General features: G+C 72.1%; 24 protein-coding genes. 10 read left to right on the top strand and 14 right to left on the bottom strand.

The window, feature by feature from the left end; all coding sequences use genetic code 11:
• Positions 1-42: 42 nt before the first annotated feature.
• From OHA58_RS06330 to OHA58_RS06315, 4 genes are all read right to left on the bottom strand, one after another.
• On the bottom strand, positions 43-501 hold the full coding sequence (locus tag OHA58_RS06330) for a hypothetical protein (RefSeq protein WP_405477228.1): 459 nt from the start codon (positions 499-501) through the stop codon (positions 43-45).
• A 28-nt stretch (positions 502-529) separates the two neighbouring features.
• Positions 530-2,521, bottom strand: a complete 1,992-nt coding sequence (locus tag OHA58_RS06325) for a recombinase family protein (protein ID WP_405477226.1) — start codon at positions 2,519-2,521, stop codon at positions 530-532.
• Positions 2,522-2,733: 212 nt separating this feature from the next.
• Positions 2,734-3,366 carry a C39 family peptidase gene (locus OHA58_RS06320; protein WP_405477224.1) on the bottom strand — a complete coding sequence of 211 codons (633 nt, stop codon included), beginning with the start codon at positions 3,364-3,366 and terminating at the stop codon, positions 2,734-2,736.
• A complete protein-coding gene (locus OHA58_RS06315) occupies positions 3,363-4,571 on the bottom strand; it encodes a pyridoxal phosphate-dependent aminotransferase (RefSeq protein ID WP_116508259.1) in 1,209 nt (402 codons plus the stop codon). Before OHA58_RS06315 ends, OHA58_RS06320 begins: the two co-directional genes overlap by 4 nt.
• Positions 4,572-4,663: 92 nt before the next feature.
• Between OHA58_RS06315 and OHA58_RS06310 the strand changes: the two genes are divergently transcribed.
• On the top strand, positions 4,664-5,302 hold the full coding sequence (locus OHA58_RS06310) for a winged helix-turn-helix transcriptional regulator (protein ID WP_405477222.1): 639 nt from the start codon (positions 4,664-4,666) through the stop codon (positions 5,300-5,302).
• 64 nt (positions 5,303-5,366) lie between these two features.
• Here OHA58_RS06310 and OHA58_RS06305 read toward each other — a convergent pair whose 3' ends face one another.
• Genes OHA58_RS06305 through OHA58_RS06295 form a run of 3 tightly spaced genes read right to left on the bottom strand, consistent with a single transcriptional unit; the run spans position 5,367 to position 8,788 of the window.
• Entirely contained in the window at positions 5,367-6,218 is an 852-nt protein-coding gene (locus OHA58_RS06305) for a hypothetical protein (protein WP_405477220.1), read from the bottom strand.
• Entirely contained in the window at positions 6,218-7,486 is a 1,269-nt protein-coding gene (locus OHA58_RS06300; RefSeq protein WP_405477219.1) for a VWA domain-containing protein, read from the bottom strand. The genes OHA58_RS06305 and OHA58_RS06300 overlap by 1 nt, the downstream gene beginning before the upstream one ends.
• 45 nt (positions 7,487-7,531) lie before the next feature.
• Positions 7,532-8,788: an FAD-dependent monooxygenase gene (locus OHA58_RS06295; protein ID WP_405484814.1), complete on the bottom strand. Its 1,257-nt coding sequence runs from the start codon at positions 8,786-8,788 to the stop codon at positions 7,532-7,534.
• 172 nt (positions 8,789-8,960) lie between these two features.
• On the opposite strand from OHA58_RS06295, the gene OHA58_RS06290 reads away from it, so the two are divergent.
• Positions 8,961-9,875, top strand: coding sequence for a HipA family kinase (locus OHA58_RS06290; RefSeq protein ID WP_405477217.1), 915 nt, complete (start codon positions 8,961-8,963; stop codon positions 9,873-9,875).
• A 149-nt stretch (positions 9,876-10,024) separates the two neighbouring features.
• Here the strand turns inward: OHA58_RS06290 and aceB are convergent, their stop codons facing one another.
• Positions 10,025-11,659 carry a malate synthase A gene (gene aceB / locus OHA58_RS06285; protein WP_405477216.1) on the bottom strand — a complete coding sequence of 545 codons (1,635 nt, stop codon included), beginning with the start codon at positions 11,657-11,659 and terminating at the stop codon, positions 10,025-10,027.
• Between the two features lie 216 nt (positions 11,660-11,875).
• Complete coding sequence (locus OHA58_RS06280; protein WP_405477214.1) at positions 11,876-12,481, bottom strand: NTP transferase domain-containing protein; 606 nt, start codon at positions 12,479-12,481, stop codon at positions 11,876-11,878.
• 223 nt (positions 12,482-12,704) lie between these two features.
• Here OHA58_RS06280 and OHA58_RS06275 point away from each other — a divergent pair, with 223 nt between their 5' ends.
• A complete protein-coding gene (locus tag OHA58_RS06275; RefSeq protein WP_227298110.1) occupies positions 12,705-13,019 on the top strand; it encodes a DUF5955 family protein in 315 nt (104 codons plus the stop codon).
• A 68-nt stretch (positions 13,020-13,087) separates the two neighbouring features.
• On the opposite strand, the gene OHA58_RS06270 is transcribed toward OHA58_RS06275, so the two are convergent.
• A complete protein-coding gene (locus OHA58_RS06270; protein ID WP_405477212.1) occupies positions 13,088-14,581 on the bottom strand; it encodes a PLP-dependent aminotransferase family protein in 1,494 nt (497 codons plus the stop codon).
• Positions 14,582-14,681: 100 nt separating this feature from the next.
• Here OHA58_RS06270 and OHA58_RS06265 point away from each other — a divergent pair, with 100 nt between their 5' ends.
• The gene (locus OHA58_RS06265; RefSeq protein ID WP_405477210.1) at positions 14,682-14,825 is read left to right on the top strand and encodes a hypothetical protein; all 144 of its coding nucleotides are present in this window, start codon (positions 14,682-14,684) and stop codon (positions 14,823-14,825) included.
• Complete coding sequence (locus OHA58_RS06260; RefSeq protein WP_405477208.1) at positions 14,822-15,355, top strand: universal stress protein; 534 nt, start codon at positions 14,822-14,824, stop codon at positions 15,353-15,355. Before OHA58_RS06265 ends, OHA58_RS06260 begins: the two co-directional genes overlap by 4 nt.
• Positions 15,356-15,548: 193 nt before the next feature.
• Here the strand turns inward: OHA58_RS06260 and OHA58_RS06255 are convergent, their stop codons facing one another.
• Together OHA58_RS06255 and OHA58_RS06250 are read right to left on the bottom strand one after the other, a co-directional pair.
• Positions 15,549-16,175, bottom strand: coding sequence for a response regulator (locus OHA58_RS06255; protein WP_405477206.1), 627 nt, complete (start codon positions 16,173-16,175; stop codon positions 15,549-15,551).
• Positions 16,172-17,353: a sensor histidine kinase gene (locus tag OHA58_RS06250; protein ID WP_405477205.1), complete on the bottom strand. Its 1,182-nt coding sequence runs from the start codon at positions 17,351-17,353 to the stop codon at positions 16,172-16,174. Before OHA58_RS06250 ends, OHA58_RS06255 begins: the two co-directional genes overlap by 4 nt.
• Before the next feature lie 135 nt (positions 17,354-17,488).
• On the opposite strand from OHA58_RS06250, the gene OHA58_RS06245 reads away from it, so the two are divergent.
• Positions 17,489-18,565: an ABC transporter permease gene (locus OHA58_RS06245; RefSeq protein ID WP_405477203.1), complete on the top strand. Its 1,077-nt coding sequence runs from the start codon at positions 17,489-17,491 to the stop codon at positions 18,563-18,565.
• Complete coding sequence (locus tag OHA58_RS06240) at positions 18,562-19,320, top strand: ABC transporter ATP-binding protein (RefSeq protein ID WP_405477201.1); 759 nt, start codon at positions 18,562-18,564, stop codon at positions 19,318-19,320. Before OHA58_RS06245 ends, OHA58_RS06240 begins: the two co-directional genes overlap by 4 nt.
• Here OHA58_RS06240 and OHA58_RS06235 read toward each other — a convergent pair.
• Positions 19,263-20,063, bottom strand: coding sequence for an IclR family transcriptional regulator (locus OHA58_RS06235; RefSeq protein ID WP_389523554.1), 801 nt, complete (start codon positions 20,061-20,063; stop codon positions 19,263-19,265). The genes OHA58_RS06240 and OHA58_RS06235 overlap by 58 nt on opposite strands.
• Before the next feature lie 304 nt (positions 20,064-20,367).
• Here OHA58_RS06235 and allB point away from each other — a divergent pair, with 304 nt between their 5' ends.
• Together allB and alc are read left to right on the top strand one after the other, a co-directional pair.
• The gene (gene allB / locus OHA58_RS06230; protein ID WP_405477199.1) at positions 20,368-21,708 is read left to right on the top strand and encodes an allantoinase AllB; all 1,341 of its coding nucleotides are present in this window, start codon (positions 20,368-20,370) and stop codon (positions 21,706-21,708) included.
• A gap of 5 nt (positions 21,709-21,713) precedes the next feature.
• On the top strand, positions 21,714-22,829 hold the full coding sequence (gene alc / locus OHA58_RS06225; RefSeq protein ID WP_405477197.1) for an allantoicase: 1,116 nt from the start codon (positions 21,714-21,716) through the stop codon (positions 22,827-22,829).
• 73 nt (positions 22,830-22,902) lie between these two features.
• Here the strand turns inward: alc and OHA58_RS06220 are convergent, their stop codons facing one another.
• Positions 22,903-23,634, bottom strand: a complete 732-nt coding sequence (locus OHA58_RS06220) for an SDR family oxidoreductase (RefSeq protein WP_405477195.1) — start codon at positions 23,632-23,634, stop codon at positions 22,903-22,905.
• Between the two features lie 289 nt (positions 23,635-23,923).
• Between OHA58_RS06220 and OHA58_RS06215 the strand changes: the two genes are divergently transcribed.
• Positions 23,924-24,826, top strand: a complete 903-nt coding sequence (locus OHA58_RS06215; RefSeq protein ID WP_405477193.1) for a DMT family transporter — start codon at positions 23,924-23,926, stop codon at positions 24,824-24,826.
• Positions 24,827-24,936: the final 110 nt, after the last annotated feature.

Below are 24,936 nucleotides of genomic sequence, written 5' to 3'. Positions count from 1 at the left end.
CACCGAGGACGGTGATCGCTCATGGCGGCGTCGGACACAGGGTCAGCGCACGCTCGGGGCCGCCGACTCGATGAACCTCGTCAGGGCGTCCTTGCACCGCCGCGACCGCCGGTCCCGGTCCTCCTCGTCCGCCGACTCGTGCAGACAGTTCGCCAACTCGAAGGCAGACTCCGCCAGTTGACGCGTGTCCGCCTGGTCGCACACCAACTGGAGCCGCGCCAGCGCCTGCCGCGCGCTGATCCGCGCCTCGTACGACGCGAAGCGGGCTTCCTCCGCCTGCGAGGAACCCGGCACCTCCTGCGCCCGGAACCACCGGTCGTTCTGACTGCGCCGGTAGTCGAACAAGGCCCCGGCGAACGCGCTGTAGCTGGAGATCCGCTCCTGACGCAGCTGCTCGGCACGGGCGAGCCCGGCGACCCGCTCCGTGGACCGCGCCTGGAAGAAGTGGGTGACGACGGAACCGAGCAGGGTGCCGAGCACGGCTATCAGCGCCGCATCCATGGAGTTGCTCCTCGAGGGGTCTGGACGATCATTCGGTCGCCTTTGTATCAAGCGCCACGCGAAGCTTGATGTCGCCCTCGATGTGGAGTTCGGGGATCCGGGGCGGGGCCTTGAAGGCCGCCATGCCGGGTTCGTCGGCCAGGTTCTTCATGACGGACTCCCACAGCCCGGAAGCCTGCCAGCGAGTCCAGTAGGTGCGCAACGACCTTGAGTCGAACGCCTCATAGAGATCCGCCCAGTTGGAGCCGGTGCGGGCCTTGTGGAACAGGGCCTGCAGGATCTGGCGCGGATCCAGGGCCCAGTGCGTACCCATCAGGTGTTGCACCTTCGCCCAGGCTGCATCCGTGAGTTCTGGAACCAGGCGCTTGTTCTCCCAGAACCAGGAAACGAGGGCGCACGGACGGCCAGGTGCCCTTGGCGGTGGCACTCGCAGGACAGTCGCCTTGACGGACAACACCTTGAGATAGCGGAGCTGCTGGCCAGGCGGAACGTTCTCTCTCTGAGCGCGTGTCATCTCCGCCAGGGCGCGGATGTCCTGATCATGCTGTGTAGTCGCTTCGGCTTCGTGCTTCCAGGCGATCGTCTCGGCCAACATGCGCTCGGCTGCCGCCAGCTCGCCATTAAGGGGGGCCAGGGTGCGATCGATGGCCTGTTCCGCCGCCTTGCCTGCCAAGCCCCGCTTTGCGGCCTGCCGGGCTGCCGCAGCGGTCGCCACAGCACAGGCTGCCTCGCTGTCCTCGATCTGCTGATGGAACTCCTCGATACGCCTGCCGTAGTTGACCTGCTCTCTCGCATGCTTCTCCAATTGGTGAGCAGCCAGCTGCTTGAGCTGTTCGGTATCCCCGACCATGTCGCAGACCCGAGCCCAGACCTCGTTCTCCACAAGCTTGGCGTCGAGCACGGGGCAGGAGCAGCGCTTCGCGCCCGCGTACTCGGGAGTCTTGCCGGCGCACCGGTACTGGCGCTTCTTGCCCCCGCCGCCGAAGTACTGCCTTCCGCACTGGCTTGTCAGGCGCCCGGACAGCGGATACGGCCGCGCCCCCGCGACAGGACCCCTCTGCTGGAGAAACTGACGCAGTTCCTTGACCTCCTGGGGCGTGAAGACGGGTGGCAGTTCAATAACGACGGTCTCGCCGAAGGGGGAGCGGCCATCCGCTCCGACTGTCACGCCGTGGCGTGTTCCGGTCTTGCGGTTCTTCGGATTCCTCCAGACCTGGAGCCCTTCGAGAAAGTCGTTGTTTGTGAGCTTGTTGCGGAGGTTGTCCTTCGACCAGGGTTTCCCGTCGCGGCCGAAGGATCCTTCGGCATTGAGTCGAAGAGCTGCCTTGCTCCAATCGCCCTGACACTCGATGACAAGGGATCGCGCCCGGCGCAGAACCACAGCCTCATGAAGGACCGAACAGGCGGCGGGGCAGTCGCACAGGTCGAGGACGAGTTTGCTCTCCCTCTTCCGGCCCTTGTTCTCGATGCGGTACCCATAGCGGGGGCGGCCTCCGGCGTAGCCTCCGTCGCTGGCCTTCTCCTGGACTCCGCCCTGGGTTCGGTCACGGATCAGTTTCAGCTCGTCGTGGGCGACGTCCGCGGCCTTACGCATCCGGGACTCGCCTTCCTCGGTGCTGTTGTCGTATTCGCCATTGACGATGGCAACGAAGATCCCGAGGTCTTGCAGTTCCCACACCCACGGCCAAAAGGCCCTGTTCCTGCGCCCGATGGCCCGCTCTTCATCCACGACCACAACATCGAAAGCGCGTGGGTTTCGCCGGGCGTCCGTCATCAGGCGGGGCAGCTCATCCCGCTTGGCTGCCTCCAAGGTGCCGCTCACGCCCGCATCGGTGTACGTGTCGACAAGGGCCCAGCCCTTCTTCTCGATGTGCTTGGCGATTCCTTTCTTGGCATAGGCGATGCCGTAGCCCTTCTTCTGCTCCTCGGTGGAGATCCGCAGATAGGCGACGGCGCGTAACTGTCCGGGGCGTACAGGCGGCTGAACCACGGTGATGGCGCCCGTGAGAGTCTGTGTCATGTCAGTCCCTTCGAGACTGGCCGGGCAGCGCTGTGCGCTGTCCGGGCCCCGGGGGTGTTCGCAGCGCCTCCGGGGCCATCTTGTTTGAGGCATCGTAAGATGCCTGGGCGCCAGATATGGGCGAGTTTGGCTTCATTCCCTCTTGCTGAGTGGGCTGGCGCATGCCGCCTGAAAAAGCAGCTCAAGCAGTTCGTCCAGACCGCAGGGGCCGGCTACGCCCTCGGACCCGCTCCATGTCCGGGACCCAGCGAGACTCCCCGCCCCGCGAAGAACGTCTCGAACGTCGCCAACGGCAGTTCCGCGCAACGGGTTTCGGGGCTGATGCCCGACGGGTTGTGGAAGTGGAAGCGGTCATCGTCGCGCGCCGTGAGCAGGACCAGGTGCCCGCCGCGGCCGGGCGCGGGACGCTCCGGGCGGCGGATCCCGTAGTGGACCGAGGCCATGACCGTACGGCCCTGATCGAGCAGCCCGGCGATCTCGTCGACCGTCAGTGTGCGGTGGACGGTCGCGTCCAGGCCGAGTTCCTCGCGGGCGTACTCGGCGAACGGGGCGTATATCAGACCGTGGATGTCGCCCTCCGCATCCACGGTGTACGCGCCGTACTTGAGCGCGCCGTCGCGCAGGTCGAACAGCGTGGGCGCGTCCTGGCCCAGTGTCATGCGCAGACAGGTCAGGCCGCACAGATGGCCGCACCAGAGCGCGTAGTCCTCCACCGTGGCCGCGCCCGAGGTCTCCCAGGCGGGGTCGTCGGCCCGGTCGTGGCCGCCCTCCACGATCGCCTCGACGAGACCGGGTGAGGCGAACTGCGTCAGGCTCGGCAGGGCACAGGTGGTGCAGGACGTCACTGACGGTATCCGCTCAGGAAGCGCCCGATCCGGCTGATCGCGGCGTCGAGGTCGTCAGCGTACGGGAGGGTGAGGATGCGGAAGTGGTCCGGGCGCGGCCAGTTGAAGCCGGTGCCCTGGACGACCTGGATCTTCTCGCGCAGGAGCAGGTCGAGGACGAACTTCTCGTCGTCGACGATGGGGTGGACCTTGGGGTCGATGCGCGGGAACGCGTACAGCGCGCCCTTGGGCTTCACGCAGGAGACGCCCGGGATCTCGTTGAGCTTCTCCCAGGCCTTGTCGCGCTGTTCGAGGAGGCGGCCGCCCGGCGCGGTCAGTTCGCGGATGGACTGGCGGCCGCCGAGCGCGGCCTGGATCGCGTACTGGGCGGGGGCGTTGGCGCACAGCCGCATGGAGGCGAGCATCGTCAGGCCCTCCAGATAGTTGCGGGCGTGCTGCTGCGGTCCCGTGACGACCAGCCAGCCGGAGCGGAAGCCCGCGACGCGGTAGGTCTTGGAGAGCCCGCAGAAGGTGAGGACGACCAGGTCGGGGGCGAGGGCGGCGGCGCTGTGGTGGACCGCGTCGTCGTACAGGATCTGGTCGTAGATCTCGTCGGCGAGCACCATCAGGCCGTGCCGGCGGGCGAGGTCGAGGATGCCCTCGATGATCTCCTTGGGGTAGACGGCGCCCGTGGGGTTGTTGGGGTTGATGATGACGACGGCCTTGGTGCGGTCGGTGATCTTCGCGGCCATGTCGTCGAGGTCGGGGTACCAGTCGGCCGACTCGTCGCAGACGTAGTGCACGGCCTTGCCGCCGGAGAGCGTCGTGACGGCCGTCCACAGCGGGAAGTCCGGGGCGGGTATGAGGACTTCGTCGCCGTCCTCCAGGAGCGCCTGTACGGCCATGGAGACCAGCTCGGACACGCCGTTGCCGAGGAAGACGTCGTCGACGCCGACCTCGAGGCCGAGCGCCTGGTAGCGCTGTGCGACGGCGCGGCGGGCGGACAGGACGCCCCGTGAGTCGGTGTAGCCGTGGGCCTGGGGGAGCATCCGGATCATGTCCTGGACGATCTCCTCGGGCGCCTCGAAGCCGAAGAGCGCGGGGTTGCCGGTGTTGAGGCGCAGGACGCTGTGGCCCGCCTCCTCAAGGGCGTTGGCGTGCTCGATCACCGGGCCGCGGATCTCGTAGCAGACCTCGCTGAGCTTGCTCGACTGCCGGAACTCCATGTGGTGCCCTCCCGGACTGCCCGTGACGTGTGTGACTTGGTTTTACCAAGTGACCGCTTGGAAAGTCCAACAAGTTGCATAGACTGCGAGCCATGCCACGCCGAAGCTACGACCAGTACTGCGCCGCCGCCCGCGCCCTCGACGCCGTCGGTGACCGCTGGACGCTCCTGATCGTCCGTGAGCTCCTCGCGGGGCCGCGCCGCTACACCGATCTGCATGCCGACCTGCCCGGCGTCAGCACGGACGTACTCGCCTCGCGCCTGAAGGACATGGAGCGCGAGGGTGTGGCGGAGCGCCGCAGGCTGCCCGCGCCGGTCTCGGCATACGTCTATGAACTGACCCCGCGCGGGCGGCAGTTGCTGCCGGTGCTCCAGGCGCTGGGGGAGTGGGGCGCACCCGCCCTGGACGAGCGCAGGCCCACGGACGCGGTGCGCGCGCACTGGTTCGCCCTGCCGCTCCTGAGCCATCTGGAGCGGCTCGGCGGCGAGGGCGTGGTGGAAGTACGCCTCGACGAGGGGGAGTTCCATGTGCGGGTCGGCGGCTCGGGCGCGGACGGGCCTGTCTACGGCGAGGGGCCCGTGTCCGGTGAACCCGACGCGCGGCTCGTCCTCGGCACGGAGACCTGCGTCGCCGTGGTGCGGGGCGAGCTGACGCTGGAGGAGGCGGCGCGCACGGGCCATGTCGCCGTGTCCGGGGACGGCGCCCTGGCAAAGGCGCTGCGGGAGGCGTGACGCAGTAGCCAACGCGCCCATGGCGCCCGGCACTTGATGGGCGCGGGCGCCATGGGCGGGGGTGTCACATGCCCGGCGGTACCCGGGACGGGCGGCCCGTGCCGCGCGTCAGGGCGTAGCCGCCGATACCGGCGAGCGCCGCCAGGATGCCGCCCGCCGCCGTCCAGACCCAGCGGTCGGACCACCAGCCGGAGGACCAGCCGTCCTCGGGCTCACCCGTCGCGAGGGCCTGGCCTGTCGACGAGCCGTTCTCCTCATCAGAGGCGTCGTCGGAGGCGGCAGCGGCCTCCTCCGTCGTCGAGCCCGGCACGAGCGGGGCCGCGAGCGAGCCGTCCACCGCCGAGGAGCCGCCGACCTCCTTGGAGGTCACCTCCACCTCGGCCGAGACGGGCAGCCCCTGGTCCGAGGGCGTCAGCGTGGCCGCCGTGAGCCGGATGTAGTACGTGCCGGGCAGCGGGTCGTTCGCCCACTGCTCCGACCAGGCCCGCACCGTACGCAGCGTGCAGGACAGGCCGACCGAGGTCGCGTCCGGCGCCGCCGCCCTCGACTGCGTCCCGTACATGCAGGACTGACGGCGCCTCAGCCCGTCGTACACGTCGATCCGCCACGTCGCGCCCGAGGGTCGCGCGGCCGAGTCCGGCAGCTTCACCGTCGCCCTGACCGTGGGCCGCTGCCCGGCGTCCGCCGGGAACGACCAGTACAGGTAGTCGCCCGTGGAGGCGCCCGCGGTGGCCCGCCGGCCCTGCTCCACCTCCTGCGCGGTACGGAACGACGTGCCCGCCTCGGTGGGGGCCTTGTCGTCACCGGAGGTACCGGAGTCGCCGGAGCCGGCGAACGCCGTACCGGCCCCGAGCAGTGCGGTCAGCGCGCTCGCGCCGAGGAGTCCCGCCGTCGCCAACAGCTTGGTCGTACGCATCAGTTGGTCCTCCAGACCGCGACCCGCCAGCGCGAGATCCAGCCCCACAGCACACCCGCGGCGAAGCCGGTGAGCACCAGGGCGCCGAGCAGCCACCAGCCGCGGCCGAGGCCGAACGCGGCCACGTCGGACGCCGCGCTCGGCGCGTCCACGACGTCGACGGTCAGCTCGACCGGGAGGCCCGGCGTCGTCTTGACCGACGCGGGGGCCGAGTAGGAGTTCGACACCTGGAGGCACACGGTCTCGGCCGCCGCCTCGTCGTCCTGCTCGGGCTTCGGGTAGCGCAGACCCGTGGAGATCACGTCCGTACGCCCGTCGCCCGCCTCCGAGCCCCGGACGATCTCACGGCCGTGCTCGGTCACCGCGCGCAGCAGCACGCCGTAGTCCTTGTTGACGGCGCGGTCCGCGGCGACGCTCACCGAGGCGCGCAGCTCCTGTCCGGGAGCGACGGCCACGCGGTAGAAGCGGTGCTCGCCGAACGTCTCGCGGTCCGTGTACAGACCGGGCTTGATCTCCGGCGCGCCGGTGCACTCCTTGGCGCCCTCGACGGCCACGGGGTTGACCACGGGGTCGGCCGCCCTGTCCACCAACTGGCCGACGCGGTCGGTGAGTTCGTCGGTGTGCCGCACGGAGGTGTACGTGCCGCCGGTGGCCTCGGCGATGCAGCTGAGCTGGTCACGCGTCTTGGCGTCCGGGACCAGGCCGAGGGTGTCGATGGTGAGGTTGATGCCCTTGGCGGCGATGTCGCGCGCGACCTCGCACGGGTCGAGCGGCTGGCAGGTGTCCTCGCCGTCGCTGATGAGGACGATGCGGCGCGATCCGTCGCCGCCGTTCAGGTCGTCGGCCGCCTTCAGGAGCGCGGGGCCGATCGGCGTCCAGCCCGTCGGCGAGAGGGTGGCGACGGCGGTCTTCGCCTCGGTGCGGTCGAGCGGCCCGACCGGGTAGAGCTGCGCGGTGTCCTTGCAGCCCACCTTCCGGTCCTCGCCGCGGTAGTTGGCGCCGAGCGTGCGGATGCCGAGCTCGACCTCCTTCGGCGTCGCGTCGAGCACCTCGTTGAACGCCTGCTTCGCGGCGGCCATCCGGGACCCGCCGTCGATGTCGCGCGCCCGCATGGAACCGCTCACGTCGAGCACGAGCTCGACCTTGGGGGCGGCTGTGGGCTGTCCGTCAGGGTTGTCCGCCGCGGAGGCGCCGACGGGCGTCAGCCCCATGGTCAGGGCGGCGAACAGGACACAGGTTCCCGCCGCCAGCCGTTTTCTTATGATCATCGCCGGATCTTATGGATCAACGTACGCACACAACAAAACGAGTGCTCAGCGGGGCTGCGGGCCGGTGCCGGAATCCAGCTGTTTCCCGCCGAACACCCCGGTTCCGTCCGCCTGTGCCCACCATGCCTCGAGCCCGGCCTGGTCCAACTCCCGCCAGTCCGGGGTCTCCTGCACGAGCGCCCGGCCCAGGCTCCGCCCGAGCCCGACCAGCGCACCGCCGGCCGCGGTGCGGGAGCCGTCGTACGCGGCGAGCGCCTCGTCGAAGTCCGACGCGGAGCGGAACGCGGATTCGAGGGCGGCGCCGTCCTGGAGGGCCTTCACCGCGCCCGCCCCGGTGTGCGGGCGCGCGACCGTCGCCGCGTCCCCGGCCAGCATGAACCGGCCCGTCGCGTACCGCGGGGCCGTGAAGTCGTACATGGGCTGCAGCGCGAGCTCGTCCGGGGCGGTGAGGCGGACCAGGTCGCCCCAGTACGGCGGCAGCAACTCCTTCGCCACGTAGGCGAGATGGGAGCGCAGCGCGTCGGTGAGGGTGCCGGGCGGCAGGCTCGTCGGCAGGTCGACGCGCAGCGCCGCGTCGACGCCCGGCGGCGGCGCCGTGTAGAGAACCCAGTTCACGCGGTGGCCGCCGGCCGGGCCGCCGTCCGGGATCCGGTAGACGATGAGGTGCCCGCCGGGGAACACGACGTACGCGCAGTCCTCCTCGGCCCACAGCCCGGGCTCGGCGAGGCGCTGTGCGGGGAACGCGCCCCGCCACGCCAGATATCCCGCGTACCGCGGCTGTACGTCGGGGAACGCGCAGGCCCTGACCGCCGAGCGGTAGCCGTCCGCGCCGATGACGAGGCCGAACTCCTCGGCGCCGCCTGCCGCGCAGTGCACGCGGGCCCCGCCCGCCGTCGCCTCGACCCGCGCCACCGCCGCACCCGTGCGGAACTCGACGCCCGCCGGCACCGCCCGGCGCAGCTCGTGCCAGAGCGGCCCCCAGTTGTACGTACGGAACGGGAACGGCATGGTGGCGATCTCGCGGCCGAGCACTGTGTCCCCCGCGGATCCGCCGTCCCCGGCGCGCACGTACCAGCGGCGGCGCACCAGGCCCACCCACGGCATGCCCGCGTCCATGTACCCGGCCGACTCCAGCTCGGCGTACCGCGCGTCGTGCACCGCGAGCCCCACGCCGCATTCCGCGAGGGAGCCCGCGGCCCGTTCGTACACGACGATCTCGTCCGCGCCCCCGCGATGGGCCGCGAGAGCCGCCGCGCATCCCGCGATGCTCCCGCCCACGACCGCGACCCGGCCACCGTTCACCATGCGTACCCGTCCCCGTCCTCGGTCCCGCGCAAGGGAGATAGCGCAAGGAGATCTCCGCAGCCGGGACGACGGTACCGGCAGTCGCCGGGCGCCGCGCGGACCCGGAGCACAGGAGGGTGCGATCCCGGCCACCCCTCGGCCGTGTGCGCCGCCGGTTAGGCTGGCCGGTGTGCTGCGAGAAGTGACGGCTGTCCGGTACCTGACCCCTCTGCGGACCGGCGGCTCCGTGCCGGGGGTCGTCGAGGCCGACGACCTGGGGACCTACGTCGTGAAGTTCACCGGCTCCGCGCAGGGCCGCAAGGCACTCGTCGCGGAGGTCGTCGTCGGTGAGCTCGCGCGCCGCCTCGGCCTGCGCTTCCCCGAGCTGGTCCTCACGCACTTCGACCCCGAGGTGGCCGCCCACGAGCCGCACCAGGAGGTCCAGGACCTGCTGCGCGCGAGCGACGGGCTCAACCTCGGAATGGACTTCCTGCCGGGCGCGAAGGACTTCACGCCCGAGGTCGCCGCCGCCTTCACGGTCGACCCGCTGGAGGCCGGGAAGATCGTGTGGCTCGACGCCCTCACGGTCAACGTGGACCGCACGATCCACAGTTCGAACCTGATGATCTGGCCCACCTTCGGCATCCAGGAGCCGAAGCTGTGGCTGATCGACCACGGCGCGGCCCTGATCTTCCACCACCGCTGGGACGCGTCCGCGCCGGACAAGGCGTACGACTTCCGCCATCACGCCCTCGGCGCCTACGGGCCCGACACGGCGGCCGCCGACGCGGAGCTGGCCCCCCTCGTCACCGAGGAGATGCTCCGCGAGATCACCGCCCTCGTCCCCGACGCGTGGCTGACCGACGAGCCGGGCTTCACCTCGCCGGACGAGGTCCGCGAGGCATACGTCTCCTACCTCGCGGCCCGCGCCCGTACCTCCGCCGCCTGGCTGCCCACGGACTTCCCGTCGCGCGACCAGCTGGCGGCCGCCGACGCGCGCCGCGCCGCCGACACGGAGAAGGGCCGCCCCGACTGGCTCAAGCGGGTCCCCGACCTGCACGGCAAGCCTCCGGCGGAGCAGGACTGGTCAGTGCACCTCGGGTAGTGCGGTTCGGAACCTGCGGGCCGTCCGTGGCTGGTCGCGCCCACGCGGCGAAGCCGCACGATGTCACAGCCCCGCGCCCCTTACGGGGCGTCCACGACGACGCCCCCGGCGCTGTGCGGTGCCGGGGGCGTCGTCATGTCCGGGTCGGCTCAGCGCAGCTGCTCGTACGCGGGCAGCGTCAGGAAGTCCGCGTAGTCCGCGTCCAGGGAGACCTGGAGGAGGAGGTCGTGGGCCTGCTGCCACTTGCCGGCCGCGAAGGCCTCCTCGCCGATCTCGGCCTTGATGTTCGCGAGCTCCTGGGCCGCGACCTCGCGGGCCAGGTCGGCCGTGACGGTCGTGCCGGAGTGCTCGCCGCCCTCGAAGACGACACCGGCGTTGATCCACTGCCAGATCTGCGAGCGGGAGATCTCGGCGGTGGCCGCGTCCTCCATCAGGTTGAAGATGGCGACGGCGCCGAGGCCGCGCAGCCACGCCTCGATGTAGCGGATGCCGACCTGGACGGCGTTGACCAGGCCGTCGTAGGTGGGCCTGGCGTCGAGGGAGTCGATCGCGATCAGGTCGCCGGGCGCGACGGACACGTCCTCGCGCAGGCGCTCCTTCTGGTTCGGCTTGTCGCCGAGGACCGCGTCGAAGGACGCCATCGCGATCGGGACCAGGTCGGGGTGGGCGACCCACGAGCCGTCGAAGCCGTCGCCGGCCTCGCGGTCCTTGTCGTTCTTGACCTTCTCGAACGCGACCTTGTTGACCTCGGCGTCGCGCCGCGACGGGATGAACGCCGCCATGCCGCCGATCGCGTGCGCGCCCCGCTTGTGGCAGGTGCGGACGAGGAGTTCGGTGTAAGCGCGCATGAACGGGGCCGTCATCGTGACCAGGTTGCGGTCCGGCAGGACGAACTTGGCGCCGCCGTCACGGAAGTTCTTGACGATGGAGAACAGGTAGTCCCAGCGGCCCGCGTTCAGGCCGGCGGCGTGGTCGCGGAGCTCGTAGAGGATCTCGTCCATCTCGTACGCGGCCGTGATCGTCTCGATCAGGACGGTCGCGCGGACGGTGCCCTGTGGGATCCCGACGTAGTCCTGCGCGAAGACGAAGATCTCGTTCCAGAGGCGGGCCTCCAGGTGCGACTCCGTCTTCGGGAGGTAGAAGTACGGGCCCTTGCCGAGCTCGATCAGGCGCTTGGCGTTGTGGAAGAAGTACAGGCCGAAGTCGACGAGCGCGCCGGGAACGGGGCGGCCGGCCTCGTCCTTCAGGTGGCGCTCGTCCAGGTGCCAGCCGCGCGGGCGCATCACGACGGTCGCGAGCTCGTCGTTGCCCTTGAGGGCGTACGACTTGCCGGTGCGCTCGTCAGTGAAGTCGATGTTGCGCGTGTAGGCGTCGACCAGGTTGACCTGGCCCAGGACGACGTTCTCCCAGGTGGGGGCCGAGGCGTCCTCGAAGTCCGCGAGCCAGACCTTGGCGCCCGAGTTGAGGGCGTTGATGGTCATCTTGCGGTCGGTGGGACCGGTGATCTCGACGCGGCGGTCGTTCAGCGCGGCCGGGGCGGGCGCGACGCGCCAGGTGGTGTCCTCGCGGATGTGAGCGGTCTCCGGGAGGAAGTCGAGCGTGGAGGTGCGGGCGATCTCGGCGCGACGCTCCGCGCGGCGGGTGAGGAGCTCGTCACGCCGGGGCGTGAACAGCCGGTGCAGCTCGGCCACGAAGGCGAGGGCCGCGTCCGTGAGCACCTCTTCCTGCCTGGGCAGGGGCTCTGCGTCGACGATGGCCAGCGGGGACGGCGCTGGTGCGGACATGAGCTGTCACTTCCTTCAGCGAACGGGCGCGGGCGGCACCGAGTGCCGTGGGCGCCGGAATACGACTACGGACCCCGCGCGGGGGGACCGGCCCTTCTGAGCAGTGGATATTAGTTTCCTCATTGTGGAAGTTCAAGGGTTTGTTGATGTCGAGATTCTCTGGGTCGACATAACGTGGCGCTCGGTGCCAGGCTCCTCACGCCCCGTTCATGTCCCTCACTCAAGGTGCTTCAGGTCGGCCTCGGTGTCGATGTCGTAGTCATCGGCCACATCGCCGCACTCCACGAGCGTGAGCTCCGACGCGTGCTCCTTGAGGTACGCGCGCGCCCCGCGGTCCCCGGCCGCGCTCGCCACGATTCCCGGCCAGTGGTCCGCCCCGAACAGGACCGGATGCCCGCGTTCCCCGTCGTACGCGGCCGCCGCGAGCGACCCCGCCGACCGGTACGCGGCCCGGACCCGAGCCACCGCAGGCGCCCCGATGCCCGGTTGGTCCACAAGGAGTACGAGCGCGGCCGACGCCCCCGTCCCGGCGAGCGAGCCGAGGCCCGCCCGCAGCGACGACCCCATGCCCTCCTCCCACGCCGGGTTCTCCACGAGCACGCACCCCGTGAGGTCCGCCCGCGCCCGTACGTCGCCGGCGGCCGCGCCGAGCACGACGTGGACGCGCTCGCAGCCGCCCGCGCGCAGCACCGCCACCGCGTGCTCCACCAGGGGGCGCCCGCGGTGCGTCAGGAGCGCCTTCGGCCGCCCGCCGAGCCTGCGTCCGCCGCCCGCCGCGAGCAGCAGTCCCGTCACCGGAGCGTCATCCGTTGCGTGTGTCATGAAGCCTGGATACCTCACCGGGTGCCCCGCGCGCCGACCGCCGGGACACTCGTGAGGCCGGAATTCGGTCGGCACGGTGGCGGGCGCGGCAGAAAGTGGCGTTTACTGGCCGGCGACCCCGATGCGGCGCGTCCGGCCAACGCCCCGCCGGGGCCGCAGAAGGCGTACGGCGTGCGGAACGCGCACGTCTGCGGTCGCACAAAGGCGTGCGAGGGGGAGGGCTGTGTTGCGGAGCGTGGGGCAGAAGCTGGTGGCGGTCAGCGAAGAGGATCCGCGGGTGACGGAGTTACGCACCGCGGTGTCCAGGCTGCGTCGTGAACTGGCCGCCCATCCGGCCGAGTTCCCCGACCGGGCGGTCGCCGAGGACGAACTGGCCGCCCTGGACGCGATGGCCGCCGGGGGTCTCCCCGAGATCCCGCGCCTGCGCCGCTCCCTGCTGCTCATCGCGGGCGCGATCGGCTCGGTCAGCGCCCTGGCGAAGGGCCTCGGGGACGTGCGGAACGCGGTGGAGCTGTTCGGCGGTCCGCCACTGCGCTGACCCCGTACGCGAGTTGACGGCCTCTCAGCCCGGCCCTCGTGCGTGAGTTGAAGGCCCTCGGTCCGGAGTTACGCCACCCAGTGGGGCCGGCCCGGCTCGTCACCGGTCGTGCCGAGGCCGTCCGCGAGCGTCTGCGCCAGGCGGCGCACCGCCTCCCTGGCGACCTCGGGCGGCTGGGTGTACGGGAAGCGCAGCCGGTGCTCGTGCGTGCCCGGGTCCGCGCCGAAGCGGGAGCCGCCCTCGATGCGTACCCCGTGCCGCAGTGCGGCCCGGGCGAGAGCGGAGGCGATCGGGCGGCCCAGGTCGATCCAGAGCGACAGGCCGCCGGGCGGCAACTGCCAGCGCCACTCCGGCAGTTCACGCGCCAGGTCCTCGGCGAGCGCGTCCCGCTGGGCCCGCATCCGCGGCAGGCGCTCGCTCAGGACCTCGTCCATCCGGTCGAGCAGCCGCAGCGCGACGAGCTGGTCGAGCACGGAACCCGACATGTCGAACGGCACCCGTGCCGTGGCCAGTTCCGTGATGAGCCGCGACCCGGCCCGCACCCAGCCGATGCGCAGCCCGCCCCAGTGCGACTTGCTCAACGAGCCCACGGTGACGACCTGTTCGCCCGCGCCGTGTGCCGCGAGCGAGGCGAACGGCGCGGGCGCCGGCACGTCCAGCGCGATGTCGGCGACCGTCTCGTCCACGACCAGCCAGGTCCCGGTCGCCCGCGCCGCCTCGAGGAGCCGCACCCGCTGCTCGCGCGGCATCAGCCGCCCGGTCGGGTTGTGGAAGTCCGGGATCAGATAGGCGAGCCGCGGCGCGGTCTGGCGCAGCGCCGACTCGAAAAGGTCCGTGTCCCAGCCGCCGTCCGTGACCGGCACCGGCGTGGCCCGCATCCCGCCCCTGTTCAGCGCGTCCAGGGCGTTCGGGTACGACGGGTTCTCGACCAGGACGCGGTCGCCCGCCCTGGCGAGGAGCCCCAGGGTGAGCGACACCGCCTGCTGGGCGCCCGAGGTGATGAGGATCTGCTCGGGGAGCGTCGGCAGGCCGCGCCGCGTGAACCGCTCGGCGACCGCGGCCCGCAGCTCGGGAAGCCCGTACGGGTGGTAGCCGGGCGTCGACGCGTGCCGGGGCAGCAGTGTGCTCGCGGCGGCGAGCGCGTCGGCGAGTTCCGCCTCGGGCGCGCCGGGCGCCGCGACGGCGAGGTCGATCACGTCGTCGCCCGCGGGGAAGACGGCCACGCTGGCGGGCCGCTGCCCCTCGGGCAGCTCGGTCCAGGTACCCGCGCCGCGCCTGCTGCGCGCGTAGCCGCCCTCGCGCAGCAGGTCGTAGGCGGCGGTGACCGTGGCGCGGCTGACACCGAGTGCCGTGGCCAGCTCGCGCTCGGCGGGCAGCCGGGTGTGCAGCGGGATACGACCGTCGAGCAGCAGGGTGCGCACGCCCTGGGCGAGGGCGCGGTAGCCGGGCCTCTCCCCGGCGGTCACCGCCAGGAGGGCGGCGAGGCGGCGGCTGCCCAGGGATCTGTTCATGCTGTCCGTGCCAGGGGTGTTCAAGGCGTGGACCACTCGATTGCCTGCCATGCCAACTCTCCGTTATTGGCCCTGCTGTCCAGGCCAATCAGCGTACAGACTCGACAGAGGTCAGGGGCTTTGGCCTGGGGAGCGGCTGAGGAGGCATGCCATGGACGGGTACGGGGCGGGCTGTGTCACGGACCGTTTCGAACGGGAGGTGCAGCGCCGCGCGGAAGCGCGCACCGTGCGGCCGGCGGGCGACTGGGTCCGCGCGCTCGTGAACGGGAAGCGGCGCAAGGGGAGGAAGCCGTGACCGGGGTTGCGGCCCGGCGCCCCGAGTCGGTGGCCGGGCAGGTCGTCGTCGGGGTGAGCGACTCGCTCGGCGGGCTCGCGGCGCTGCGCGCGGCCGCCGAGCAGGCGCGCCGCTCGGGCCGGGTCCTCGTCGCTGTCCTCGCCTGGGAGCCGCCCGAGGGCGAGGGCCTGTACGCCCGCCGCCCCGACCGGCAGTGGGCCCGGCACTGGCACGGCGAGGCCCGCGCCCGCCTCGACCGCGCCTTCGCCGAGGCGCTCGGCGGGCCGCCCCGGGACGTGGACCTGGTACGCCGTGTGGTCAGGGCCAAGCCGGGCCGGGCCCTGCGCGACGCGGTGGCGGGCCCGGACGACCTGCTCGTCATCGGTGTCCATCCACGCCGCATGCGGCGCGGGCGGATCCACCGCTACGTCGTCGCACACGCCGGCTGCCCGGTCCTGACCGTGCCCGCGCCGCCGCTGGCACGGCACGAGCTGCGCGCGCTGCGCCGGGCGAGCGCACACGACTTCGCGGCGGCGGGTCCGGCCGGGTGAACGGGGGCCCCAGCGCCGCATGAGCCCGCATGCGGTGGCTGCCGCTGCGTGCGGGGCGGATCTTCGGTTCGGTCGTGGCGCGCGCCGGCTGCCCGGTGCTGACCGTGCCCGCGCCGCCGCCTGCGCGGCACGGGCTGCGGCGGGTGACCGCAGGTGACGTCGCGGCGGCGGGTCCGGCAGGCTGGACGGCGGGTCAGCGGCGCATCAGGCCGCGTGCGGTGGCCGCGGCGACCGCCGCCGTGCGTGAATCGACGCCCAACTTGGTGTAGATGTGCACCAGATGGGACTTCACCGTCGCCTGGCTGAGGAACAGTTCCTTGCTGATCCGCTGGTTCGACAGGCCGTCCCTGACGAGCTGGAGGACCTCCAGCTCGCGGCGGCTGAGCGCCTCGGCCGGGGCCCGCATGCGGTCCATCAGGCGGTGCGCGATCGCGGGCGCCAGGGCGGACTGGCCGGAGGCGGCCGTGCGGACCGCTGCCGCGAGCTCCTCCGGCGGCGCGTCCTTCAGCAGATATCCGGACGCGCCCGCCTCCACCGCGGCCAGGATGTCCGCGTCCGTGTCGTAGGTGGTCAGGACGAGGACGCGCGGCGCACCGGGCCTCGCCGCGATGGCCGCGGTCGCCTCCGAGCCGTGCATCCCGGCGCCGAACTGGAGGTCCATGAGGACGACGTCGACCCCGCCGGCCGCGGCGAGCTCCACGGCCCGCTCCGCCGTGGCGGCCTCCGCGGCGATCTCGAAGTCGGGTTCGGCGTCGAGGACCGCGCGGAGCCCGGCGCGTACGACGGGGTGGTCGTCGGCGAGCAGGAGCCGGATGGTCATGCCGCCCCTGTCACCGGAAGAGGGAGCGGGAGCGTGATCGCGACCGCCGTGCCCTGACCCGGCGCCGACTCCACCGTGAACGTGCCCCCGAGGGACTCGGCACGTGAGCGCATCGCGGGCAGGCCGAACCCGCCGTCACCGGCCGGGGCCGACACGGGGTCGAAGCCGCGGCCGTCGTCCACGATGTCGAGGGCCACGGCCGTGTCCATGAAGCTGAGGGTGATCTCGGCGCGGTGCGCCCCCGCGTGCCGCACGGTGTTCGCGAGCGCCGACTGCGCGATCCGCAGCAGCGCGACCTCGTACGGCGTCGGCAGCCCGGCCGGCGTGCCGCTCTCCGTGAAGCGGACGGTGAGCCCGGGAGCCGTCGTGCACAGCCGCTCCAGGGCCCCGGCGAGTGACCCGTTCTCCAGGTCCGGCGGGGACAGGGCCCGTACGAAACGGCGGGCCTCCGCCAGGTTGTCCTGGGCGGCCGCGCGCGCCTGCTCGATGTGCGGGGCGGCCGGGGACTGCGGCGGCAGCGCGCGCTGGGCCGCGCGCAGCAGGAGCTGGATCGAGGACAGGCCCTGCGCGAGGGTGTCGTGGATCTCGCGGGCCAGGCGCTCCCGCTCGGCGAGGGTGCCCGCCGTGCGCTCCGCGGCGGCGAGTTCGGCGCGCGTCGCGATCAGCTCCTCGATCAGGCGCCGCCTGCGCTCGCTCTCGCGGTACAGCGTCTGGTAGCCGATGACCGTCGCCACGGCCACGGCCGCGCCGAGGAGGGGCCCTATGAAGGCCCCCGGGTTGAGCGGCTGCCCATGGAGTACGTACGAGGCGATGGCGGCGCCCGCGGTGAGCGTCACGGCGGGCACGCCCCAGCGGGCGGGCAGCAGATGCAGCTGGAGGAAGTACAGCGGGAACGCCAGCCACAGGCCGTCGGGGGAGAGGACGAGGAGCACCAGCCACACCGCGCACAGCGCTCCGAGCCACAGCGCGGCCCCGGCCCGCGTGCCCCGTACGGCCGGGATCAGCGGGCCCGCGCCGTACACGACGGCCATCACGACCGCGGCGGCCACCACGGCGCCCGCCCCCGTGGAGTCCCCGGCCGACGCCCGGCCGGCGACCAGCACGAGCAGCCCGGCCATCAGCAGATGCAGGCACAGGCGCAGGACGCGCAGAACGGGGGTCAGAGAACGTGGATCCATACCGTCACCAGCGTAGGCAGAAGATCCCGGCCCGCGGTCAACCGAAAGTTTGAAAGGTGGCTCCTTCCTTCGATTCGGGTGAAGCGTGCTGTGGCGCGATGCCCGGGAAGGGGGCCCGGCCGCAGGCTGGGAACCATGTTCGTCGCATGGAGAGATCTACGGTTCGCCAAGGGCCGGTTCGCGCTGATGGGAAGCGTGGTCGTGCTGATCACGCTGCTCGTCGGCCTGCTGTCCGGCCTGACCGCGGGCCTGGCCCGGGACAACACCTCGGCGCTGACCGGGCTGTCCGCCGACCACCTGGCCTTCGCCCGGCCCCCGGACGGCCGGGCGGTGTCGTTCACCGGGTCGACGGTCGGGGCCGAGCAGTGGCGCGCACTCGCCGCGCGCCCGGGGGTCGACAGCGCCCAGCCGCTCGGTATCAGCACCGTCAACGCCGCAGCGGGCCGGCACACGGCGGCCGTGTCCGCGTTCGGCGTGCGGCCCCGCTCGGGTCTCGCGCCCGACACGACGGCTCCGGGCACGGCCGTCCTGTCCCAGCAGGCGGCGGACGATCTGGGCGCGCGGCCCGGTGACCGTATCGCCCTGTCGGGTACGTCCCTCACGGTGAGCGCAGTCGCGGGCGACGCCTCGTACAGCCACACGCCTGTCGTCTGGATCGACCTCGGCGACTGGCAGAGCGTGGCGCCGGGCGGGCAGCGCTCCGGGGAGCAGGCGACCGTGATCGCCCTGCGCACCGGGGACGGCGCCGACCTCGGCGCCGCGGACCGTGCGGCGGGCACCGAGACGCGGACCGTCGACGGGGCGCTGGAGGCCATAGGGTCCTACCAGGCCGAGAACGGCTCGCTCCAGCTGATGCGGGGCTTCCTCTTCGTCATCTCGGCGATGGTCATCGGCGCGTTCTTCACCGTGTGGACGATCCAGCGCAGCGGTGACATCGCGGTCCTCAAGGCCCTCGGCTCCTCGACGCCCTATCTGCTCAAGGACGCGCTCGGGCAGGCCGTGGTCATGCTCGTCGGCGGTACGGCCCTCGGCACGGCGCTCGCGGCCCTCATCGGCGCGTTCGTGCCCGACAGCGTGCCGTTCGTCATGGAGCCGCTCACCACGCTCGGCCCGGCCGCCGTCATGACCGTCCTCGGCGCGGCCGGCGCCGCCCTGTCCATCCGGCGCATCACCGCCGTCGACCCCCTCACCGCACTCGGGAGCGCCCGATGAGCCTCGACCTCGACGAGATCACCCTGACCTACCCGGACGGCGACGGCCGCATCACGGCACTCGACAACGTCACGCTGCATGTCCCGGCCGGCACGGTCACCGCGGTCGTCGGCCCGTCCGGCTCGGGCAAGTCCAGCCTCCTCGCGGTCGCGGCGACGCTGGTCACGCCCGACAGCGGCACCGTGACGGTGGGCGGCACGCCGACGGACTCGATCGGCCCCGCCGAACGCGCCGAGCTGCGCCGCCGCTCCCTCGGCATCGTCTTCCAGCAGCCCAACCTGCTGCCGTCCCTGACCGCCCTCGAACAGCTCCAGGTCATGGGCCACCTGGACGGCCGCAAACCGCGCGAAGTACGGGAGCGGGCAGGGGAGTTGCTGGCCGCGGTCGGGCTCACGGACCAGGCGCGCCGCAGGCCTCACCAGCTGTCCGGCGGTCAGCGCCAGCGCGTCAACATCGCCCGCGCCCTGATGAACGAGCCGTCGGTCCTGCTCGTGGACGAGCCGACGAGCGCCCTCGACCACGAGCGCGGGGCGGCCGTACTGGATCTGCTCGCCCGTCTCACGAGGGAGCGCGGCACCGCGACGGTCCTGGTCACGCACGACCGGGCGCATCTCGCGGTGGCGGACGAGGTGTGCGAAATGGTGGACGGGCGGCTCACGAAGGCCGGCCCGTCCCGTGACGCTGCGGGCGGTGCCCGCTACACGCCGACCCCGGAGCTCGACAGCGCCACCGACAGCTCCTCGGCGACCTGCTGAAGCACCGGCACGATCTTCTCGGTCGCCGCGTCGGTGACGCGTCCCGCCGGGCCCGAGATCGAGATCGCGGCGGCCGTGGGGGAGTTGGGCACGGAGACGGCGAGGCAGCGCACACCGATCTCCTGCTCGTTGTCGTCGACCGCGTACCCGGCGGTGCGCACCTCGGCGAGCGCGTCGAGGAAGCCTTCGGGCGTCGTGATCGTCTTCTCCGTGGCGGCCGGCATGCCGGTCCGCGCGAGCAGCGCGCGGACCTCGTCGGCCGGGGTGTGGGCGAGGAGGGCCTTGCCCACGCCTGTCGAGTGCGGCAGGACGCGCCGGCCCACCTCGGTGAACATCCGCATCGAGTGCTTGGACGGCACCTGCGCGACGTACACGATCTCGTCCCCGTCGAGCAGCGCCATGTTCGCCGTCTCGCCGGTCACCTCGACGAGGCGGGCGAGATAGGGGCGGGCCCAGGTGCCGAGCAGGCGGGAGGCGGACTCGCCGAGGCGGATCAGGCGGGGGCCGAGCGAGTAGCGCCTGTTGGTCTGCTGGCGCACGTAGCCGCAGGCGACCAGGGTGCGCATCAGGCGGTGGATCGTCGGCAGGGGAAGGCCACTGCTCGCGGAGAGCTCGCTGAGACCCACCTCGCCCCCGGCGTCGGCCATCCGCTCCAGGAGGTCGAAGGCGCGCTCGAGGGACTGGACTCCGCCGGTCGGGGCGGAAGGGCCAGAGGACTTGGTGCTGGCGCTTGACGTCGGCACGGGCGCGTTCCTTTCGGGGCGGAAGGGCAAGGCTGCAGCCTACCCGGCGGTCACTGCGGGGGGTGTGGCACGGCCCGGGTTGTTCCGGCCGGTCAGGGCGCCTTTGTCCGGGTGTCGCCGGGCCATACCCGTGCTCTCTTGACGGTGTCGTCGTAGATAGCTACGTTCTGGCTTACGGAATTCTAATTCCACTTTGTGGAAACGTCCAGGACGGTGTCGTCCCGTACGAGGCGGGTCTTGACGGACCCTGGACGGGAGTGAAAACTCCTTCAACAGAACGTTGAATTTACTGAGAGGGGCTCGGGTGTCCGACGTCGAACTGGTGCTGCGCTCGACCCGCGTCATCACCCCCGAAGGCACGCGGCCCGCGTCGGTCGCCGTCGTCGGGGGAAAGATCGCCGCCGTCCTTCCGCACGACGCGGACGTGCCGGCCGGCGCCCGGCTCGAGGACTTCGGTGACGATGTCCTCATGCCCGGCCTCGTGGACACCCATGTCCACGTGAACGACCCGGGGCGCACGGAGTGGGAGGGCTTCTGGACGGCCACCCGCGCCGCGGCGGCCGGCGGCATCACCACGATCGTCGACATGCCGCTCAACTCGCTGCCGCCGACGACGACCGCGGCCAACCTCCGCACCAAGCAGGACGTCGCCGCCGCCAAGGCGCACATCGACGTCGGCTTCTGGGGCGGCGCGCTGCCCGACAACGTCAAGGACCTGCGCCCGCTGCACGACGCCGGCGTCTTCGGCTTCAAGTGCTTCCTCTCGCCGTCCGGCGTGGACGAGTTCCCGCACCTGAACGGTGACCAGCTCACCGCCTCCATGGCTGAGATCGCCGGCTTCGGCGGCCTGCTCATCGTGCACGCCGAGGACCCGCACGAGCTGGACGTCGCCCCGCACAACAGCGGTCCCAAGTACGGCGACTACCTCGCGACCCGGCCGCGGATCTCCGAGGACGTCGCGATCAAGGGGCTCATCGACACCGCCAAGCGGATCGGCGCCCGCGTCCACATCCTGCACCTGTCCTCCTCCGACGCGCTGCCGCTGATCGCCGAGGCCAAGGCCGAGGGCGTCAAGCTCACCGTCGAGACGTGCCCGCACTACCTCACGCTCACCGCCGAGGAAGTCCCGGACGGCGCGAGCGAGTTCAAGTGCTGCCCGCCCATCCGCGAGGCCGCCAACCAGGACCTGCTGTGGCAGGCGCTCGCCGACGGCACCATCGACTGCGTCGTCACCGACCACTCGCCGTCGACCGCCGACCTGAAGACCGACGACTTCGCCACCGCGTGGGGCGGCATCTCCGGCCTCCAGCTGAGCCTCTCCGCCATCTGGACCGAGGCCCGGGGGCGCGGCCACTCCCTCGACGACGTGGTGCGCTGGATGTCCTCGCGCACCTCGGAGCTGGTCGGCCTCGACGACCGCAAGGGCGCCATCGCCGCCGGCCGCGACGCCGACTTCGCGGTCCTCGCCCCCGAGGAGACGTTCACCGTCGACCCGGCCGAGCTGCAGCACCGCAACCGCGTCACCGCCTACGCGGGCAAGACGCTGCACGGCGTCGTCAAGTCGACCTGGCTGCGCGGTGAACGCATCGTCGCCGAGGGCGAGTTCACCGCTCCCGCCGGCAAGCTCCTCGAAAGGAACAACTGATCACTGTGACGGCGATTCCCAGCTTCACCGGCGACGCGAACCCCTACGGCGGCGGCGACCCCTACGCCGACTACCGCACCGCCGACTTCCCGTTCACGCAGTACGCCGACCTCGCCGCGCGGCAGCTCGGCGCCGGTGTCATCGCCGCCAACGACGAGTTCTTCGCCCAGCGCGAGAACCTCCTCGTGCCCGAGCGCGCCGAGTTCGACCCCGAGCACTTCGGCCACAAGGGCAAGATCATGGACGGCTGGGAGACCCGCCGTCGCCGCGGCACCGGCGCGGACCACCCGTGGCCGACCGCCGAGGACCACGACTGGGCACTCGTCCGGCTCGGCGCCCCCGGCGTGATCCGCGGCATCATCGTGGACACCGCCCACTTCCGCGGCAACTACCCGCAGGCCGTCTCCGTCGAGGCCGCGTCCGTGGAAGGCGCTCCCACCCCGCAGGAGCTCCTGTCGGGCGACGTCAAGTGGACGACGCTCGTGCCGCGCACGGCGGTCGGCGGCCACGCGGCCAACGGCTTCGCCGTCGACGTGGAGCAGCGCTTCACGCACCTGCGCGTCAACCAGCACCCCGACGGCGGCATCGCCCGCCTGCGCGTCCACGGCGAGGTTGTGCCCGACCCCAAGTGGCTCGCCACGCTCGGCACCTTCGACGTCGTCGCCCTGGAGAACGGCGGCAGCGCCGAGGACGCCTCCAACCTCTTCTACTCGCCCGCGAGCAACACCATCCAGCCGGGCCGCTCCCGCAAGATGGACGACGGCTGGGAGACCCGCCGCCGCCGCGACCAGGGCAACGACTGGATCAGCTACCGCCTGGTCGCCCAGTCGCAGATCCGCGCCCTGGAGATCGACACCGCCTACCTCAAGGGCAATTCGGCGGGTTGGGCGTCCGTCTCGGTGCGGGACGGCGATGATGGCGAGTGGGCCGAGGTCCTGCCCCGCACCCGTCTCCAGCCCGACACCAACCACCGCTTCGTGCTCGACACCCCCGCGGTCGGTACCCACGCGCGCGTGGACATCTACCCGGACGGCGGCATCTCCCGCCTGCGCCTGTTCGGCTCGCTGACCGACGAGGGCACGGCCCGCCTGACGGCCCGCCACCAGGAGCTCGGCGGCTGATCCCGTCCCTCCCGCAGACCCGCGCGGGGGCGTACCGGCCCGACAGCACCGGTACGCCCCCGCGCGCATCACGTCATGCCGCGTGCCCGCCGTCCACGGCGAACTCCGCGCCCGTGACATAGGTGGCCTCGGGGCCCGCGAGATAGGCGACCATCGACGCCACCTCGTCGGCCGTGCCGAACCGGTCCAGTGCGACGGAAGCGGTCTGGCCCGGGGCGTAGGGGCCGTCCGCCGGGTTCATGTCCGTGTCGATCGGGCCCGGGTGGACGATGTTCGCCGTGATGCCGCGGCCGCCCAACTCGCGCGCCAGCGCCTTCGTCAGGCCGATCAGGGCCGCCTTGGTCGTCGCGTACACGGTCCCGCCGGGACCCGGTACACGCTTGGCCATGCAGGTGCCGACGGTGACGATCCTGCCGCCGTCGGACAGCCGTGCCGCGGCCGCCTGCGAGGCCAGCAGGACACCGCGCACGTTCACCGCGAGCGCGTGGTCGATCTCGGCGAGGGAGAAGCCCTCCAGCGGTCCGAGCACTCCCACCCCCACGTTGTTGACCAGCACGTCGAGCCTGCCGAACGCCTCCGCCGCCTGCTCCACCGCCCCGGCCGCCTCGTGGGCGTCCGCCGAGTCGGCGCGCAGGGCGAGGCCGCGCCGCCCCAGTGCCTCGATGCGGCGCACGACCTCCTCGGCCGCCTCCTTGCCGTTCACGTAGGTGACCGCCACATCCGCGCCCTCACGGGCGAGCCGCAGCGCGGTCGCCGCCCCGATCCCACGGCTGCCACCGGTGACGAGTACTGCCTTGCCGTTCATGGGTCCTCCTGAAGTCATCGGTTGTTATGACTTCAAGTAAATGGACGGGCGGTCCCTGGTGCTGGCGGCAAACGGACACCTATGCCGCCGCCCCCGGCCACGCGGGCAGACCGATGCATTCCGGGTGCGGGTGGGCCCAGGGCCTCTCGACTGGATCAGGCGAAAGACCCGAGCCGGCCCGGCGGGCGGAAAGCGCTGGCCCGGACGATCTTGCCGCGGGTACGGTGAGCCGCCCCCGTGCGAGCCGCCGCCGTCTCCACGCCCGCCGTACGCCGCCGGAGACCGCACCTTGACCACGCTCACCGTCACCGCGCCCCGCCGCGCCTGGCTCACCGACCTGCCCGTTCTCCTCGTGGCCGTCGTCTGGGGAACCAGCTATCTCGCGGCCAAGGGCATCACCACACAGACCACCGTCCTCGCGGTGCTCGTGCTCCGCTTCGGCGCCGTCCTTCCGGCGCTCGCCGTGGCCGGACGGGGCGCGCTGCGTGGGCTGAGCGCCGCGCAGTGGCGCGGGGCGGGACTCCTCGGGCTGATCCTCAGCGGGATCTTCCTCCTGGAGACCTACGGCGTCGTCCACACCTCCGCGACGAACGCGGGCCTCATCATCAGCCTCACCATGATCTTCACGCCCCTCGCCGAGGCCGCGGTGACCCGGACCAGGCCTTCCCGGACGTTCCTCGCCGCGGCGGCCGTCTCCGTGGCGGGCGTCGTCCTGCTCACCCAGAGCGGCGGCTTCACGGCCCCGTCCGCCGGCGACCTCCTGATGCTGCTCGCGGCACTCGCCCGCACCATCCACGTCCTCGCCATGGCCCGGATGAAGTCCGTGCGGGGCGCGGACGCGCTGCCCCTGACGACGGTCCAACTGGGCTCGTCCGTCGTCGTGTTCGCGCTCCTGTGCGGGGTGCCGGGGACCGGCGCCGCACCGTGGGAGGCGGCCGCGGACTTCGGTGCGCGCGAGTGGGCGGGGCTCGTCTTCCTGTCCGTCTTCTGTACGCTCTTCGCCTTCTTCGTACAGATGTGGGCGGTCCACCGGACGTCACCGTCCCGGGTGAGCCTGCTCCTCGGCACGGAGCCGCTGTGGGCCGCGGCGGCCGGCATCGTCATCGGCGGCGAACGCCTGGGGCTGCTGGGCCTGTTGGGAGCCGTGTTCGTGCTGGCAGGGACGGCATGGGGGCGCCGCGCCACCGCCTGAGCCACCGCCAGAGACGCACGCCGATCGGGCCCCGAACGCGCCCCGGACGCGCCTGAAGCGGCGCCTCCGATTGGTTAACTTCCGGAAAACTCCCCTGACTTGACGTTGAC

It is taken from the genome of Streptomyces sp. NBC_00009 (assembly GCF_045040855.1).
GTDB lineage: Bacteria > Actinomycetota > Actinomycetes > Streptomycetales > Streptomycetaceae > Streptomyces > Streptomyces aureus.
This window is presented reverse-complemented; position numbering and strand designations above follow the sequence as displayed.

Excerpts from the sequence above, each read along its gene's own strand:
- OHA58_RS06250 (WP_405477205.1), bottom strand. The coding sequence starts at position 17,353 with ATGGATCCACGTTCTCTGACCCCCGTTCTGCGCGTCCTGCGCCTGTGC.
- OHA58_RS06325 (WP_405477226.1), bottom strand. The coding sequence starts at position 2,521 with ATGACACAGACTCTCACGGGCGCCATCACCGTGGTTCAGCCGCCTGTA.
- OHA58_RS06265 (WP_405477210.1), top strand. The coding sequence starts at position 14,682 with ATGGACGGGTACGGGGCGGGCTGTGTCACGGACCGTTTCGAACGGGAG.
- OHA58_RS06255 (WP_405477206.1), bottom strand. The coding sequence starts at position 16,175 with ATGACCATCCGGCTCCTGCTCGCCGACGACCACCCCGTCGTACGCGCC.
- OHA58_RS06310 (WP_405477222.1), top strand. The coding sequence starts at position 4,664 with ATGCCACGCCGAAGCTACGACCAGTACTGCGCCGCCGCCCGCGCCCTC.
- OHA58_RS06245 (WP_405477203.1), top strand. The coding sequence starts at position 17,489 with ATGTTCGTCGCATGGAGAGATCTACGGTTCGCCAAGGGCCGGTTCGCG.
- OHA58_RS06280 (WP_405477214.1), bottom strand. The coding sequence starts at position 12,481 with ATGACACACGCAACGGATGACGCTCCGGTGACGGGACTGCTGCTCGCG.
- OHA58_RS06220 (WP_405477195.1), bottom strand. The coding sequence starts at position 23,634 with ATGAACGGCAAGGCAGTACTCGTCACCGGTGGCAGCCGTGGGATCGGG.
- OHA58_RS06300 (WP_405477219.1), bottom strand. The coding sequence starts at position 7,486 with ATGATCATAAGAAAACGGCTGGCGGCGGGAACCTGTGTCCTGTTCGCC.
- OHA58_RS06270 (WP_405477212.1), bottom strand. The coding sequence starts at position 14,581 with ATGGCAGGCAATCGAGTGGTCCACGCCTTGAACACCCCTGGCACGGAC.
- OHA58_RS06305 (WP_405477220.1), bottom strand. The coding sequence starts at position 6,218 with ATGCGTACGACCAAGCTGTTGGCGACGGCGGGACTCCTCGGCGCGAGC.
- OHA58_RS06330 (WP_405477228.1), bottom strand. The coding sequence starts at position 501 with ATGGATGCGGCGCTGATAGCCGTGCTCGGCACCCTGCTCGGTTCCGTC.
- aceB (WP_405477216.1), bottom strand. The coding sequence starts at position 11,659 with ATGTCCGCACCAGCGCCGTCCCCGCTGGCCATCGTCGACGCAGAGCCC.
- OHA58_RS06315 (WP_116508259.1), bottom strand. The coding sequence starts at position 4,571 with ATGGAGTTCCGGCAGTCGAGCAAGCTCAGCGAGGTCTGCTACGAGATC.
- OHA58_RS06240 (WP_405477201.1), top strand. The coding sequence starts at position 18,562 with ATGAGCCTCGACCTCGACGAGATCACCCTGACCTACCCGGACGGCGAC.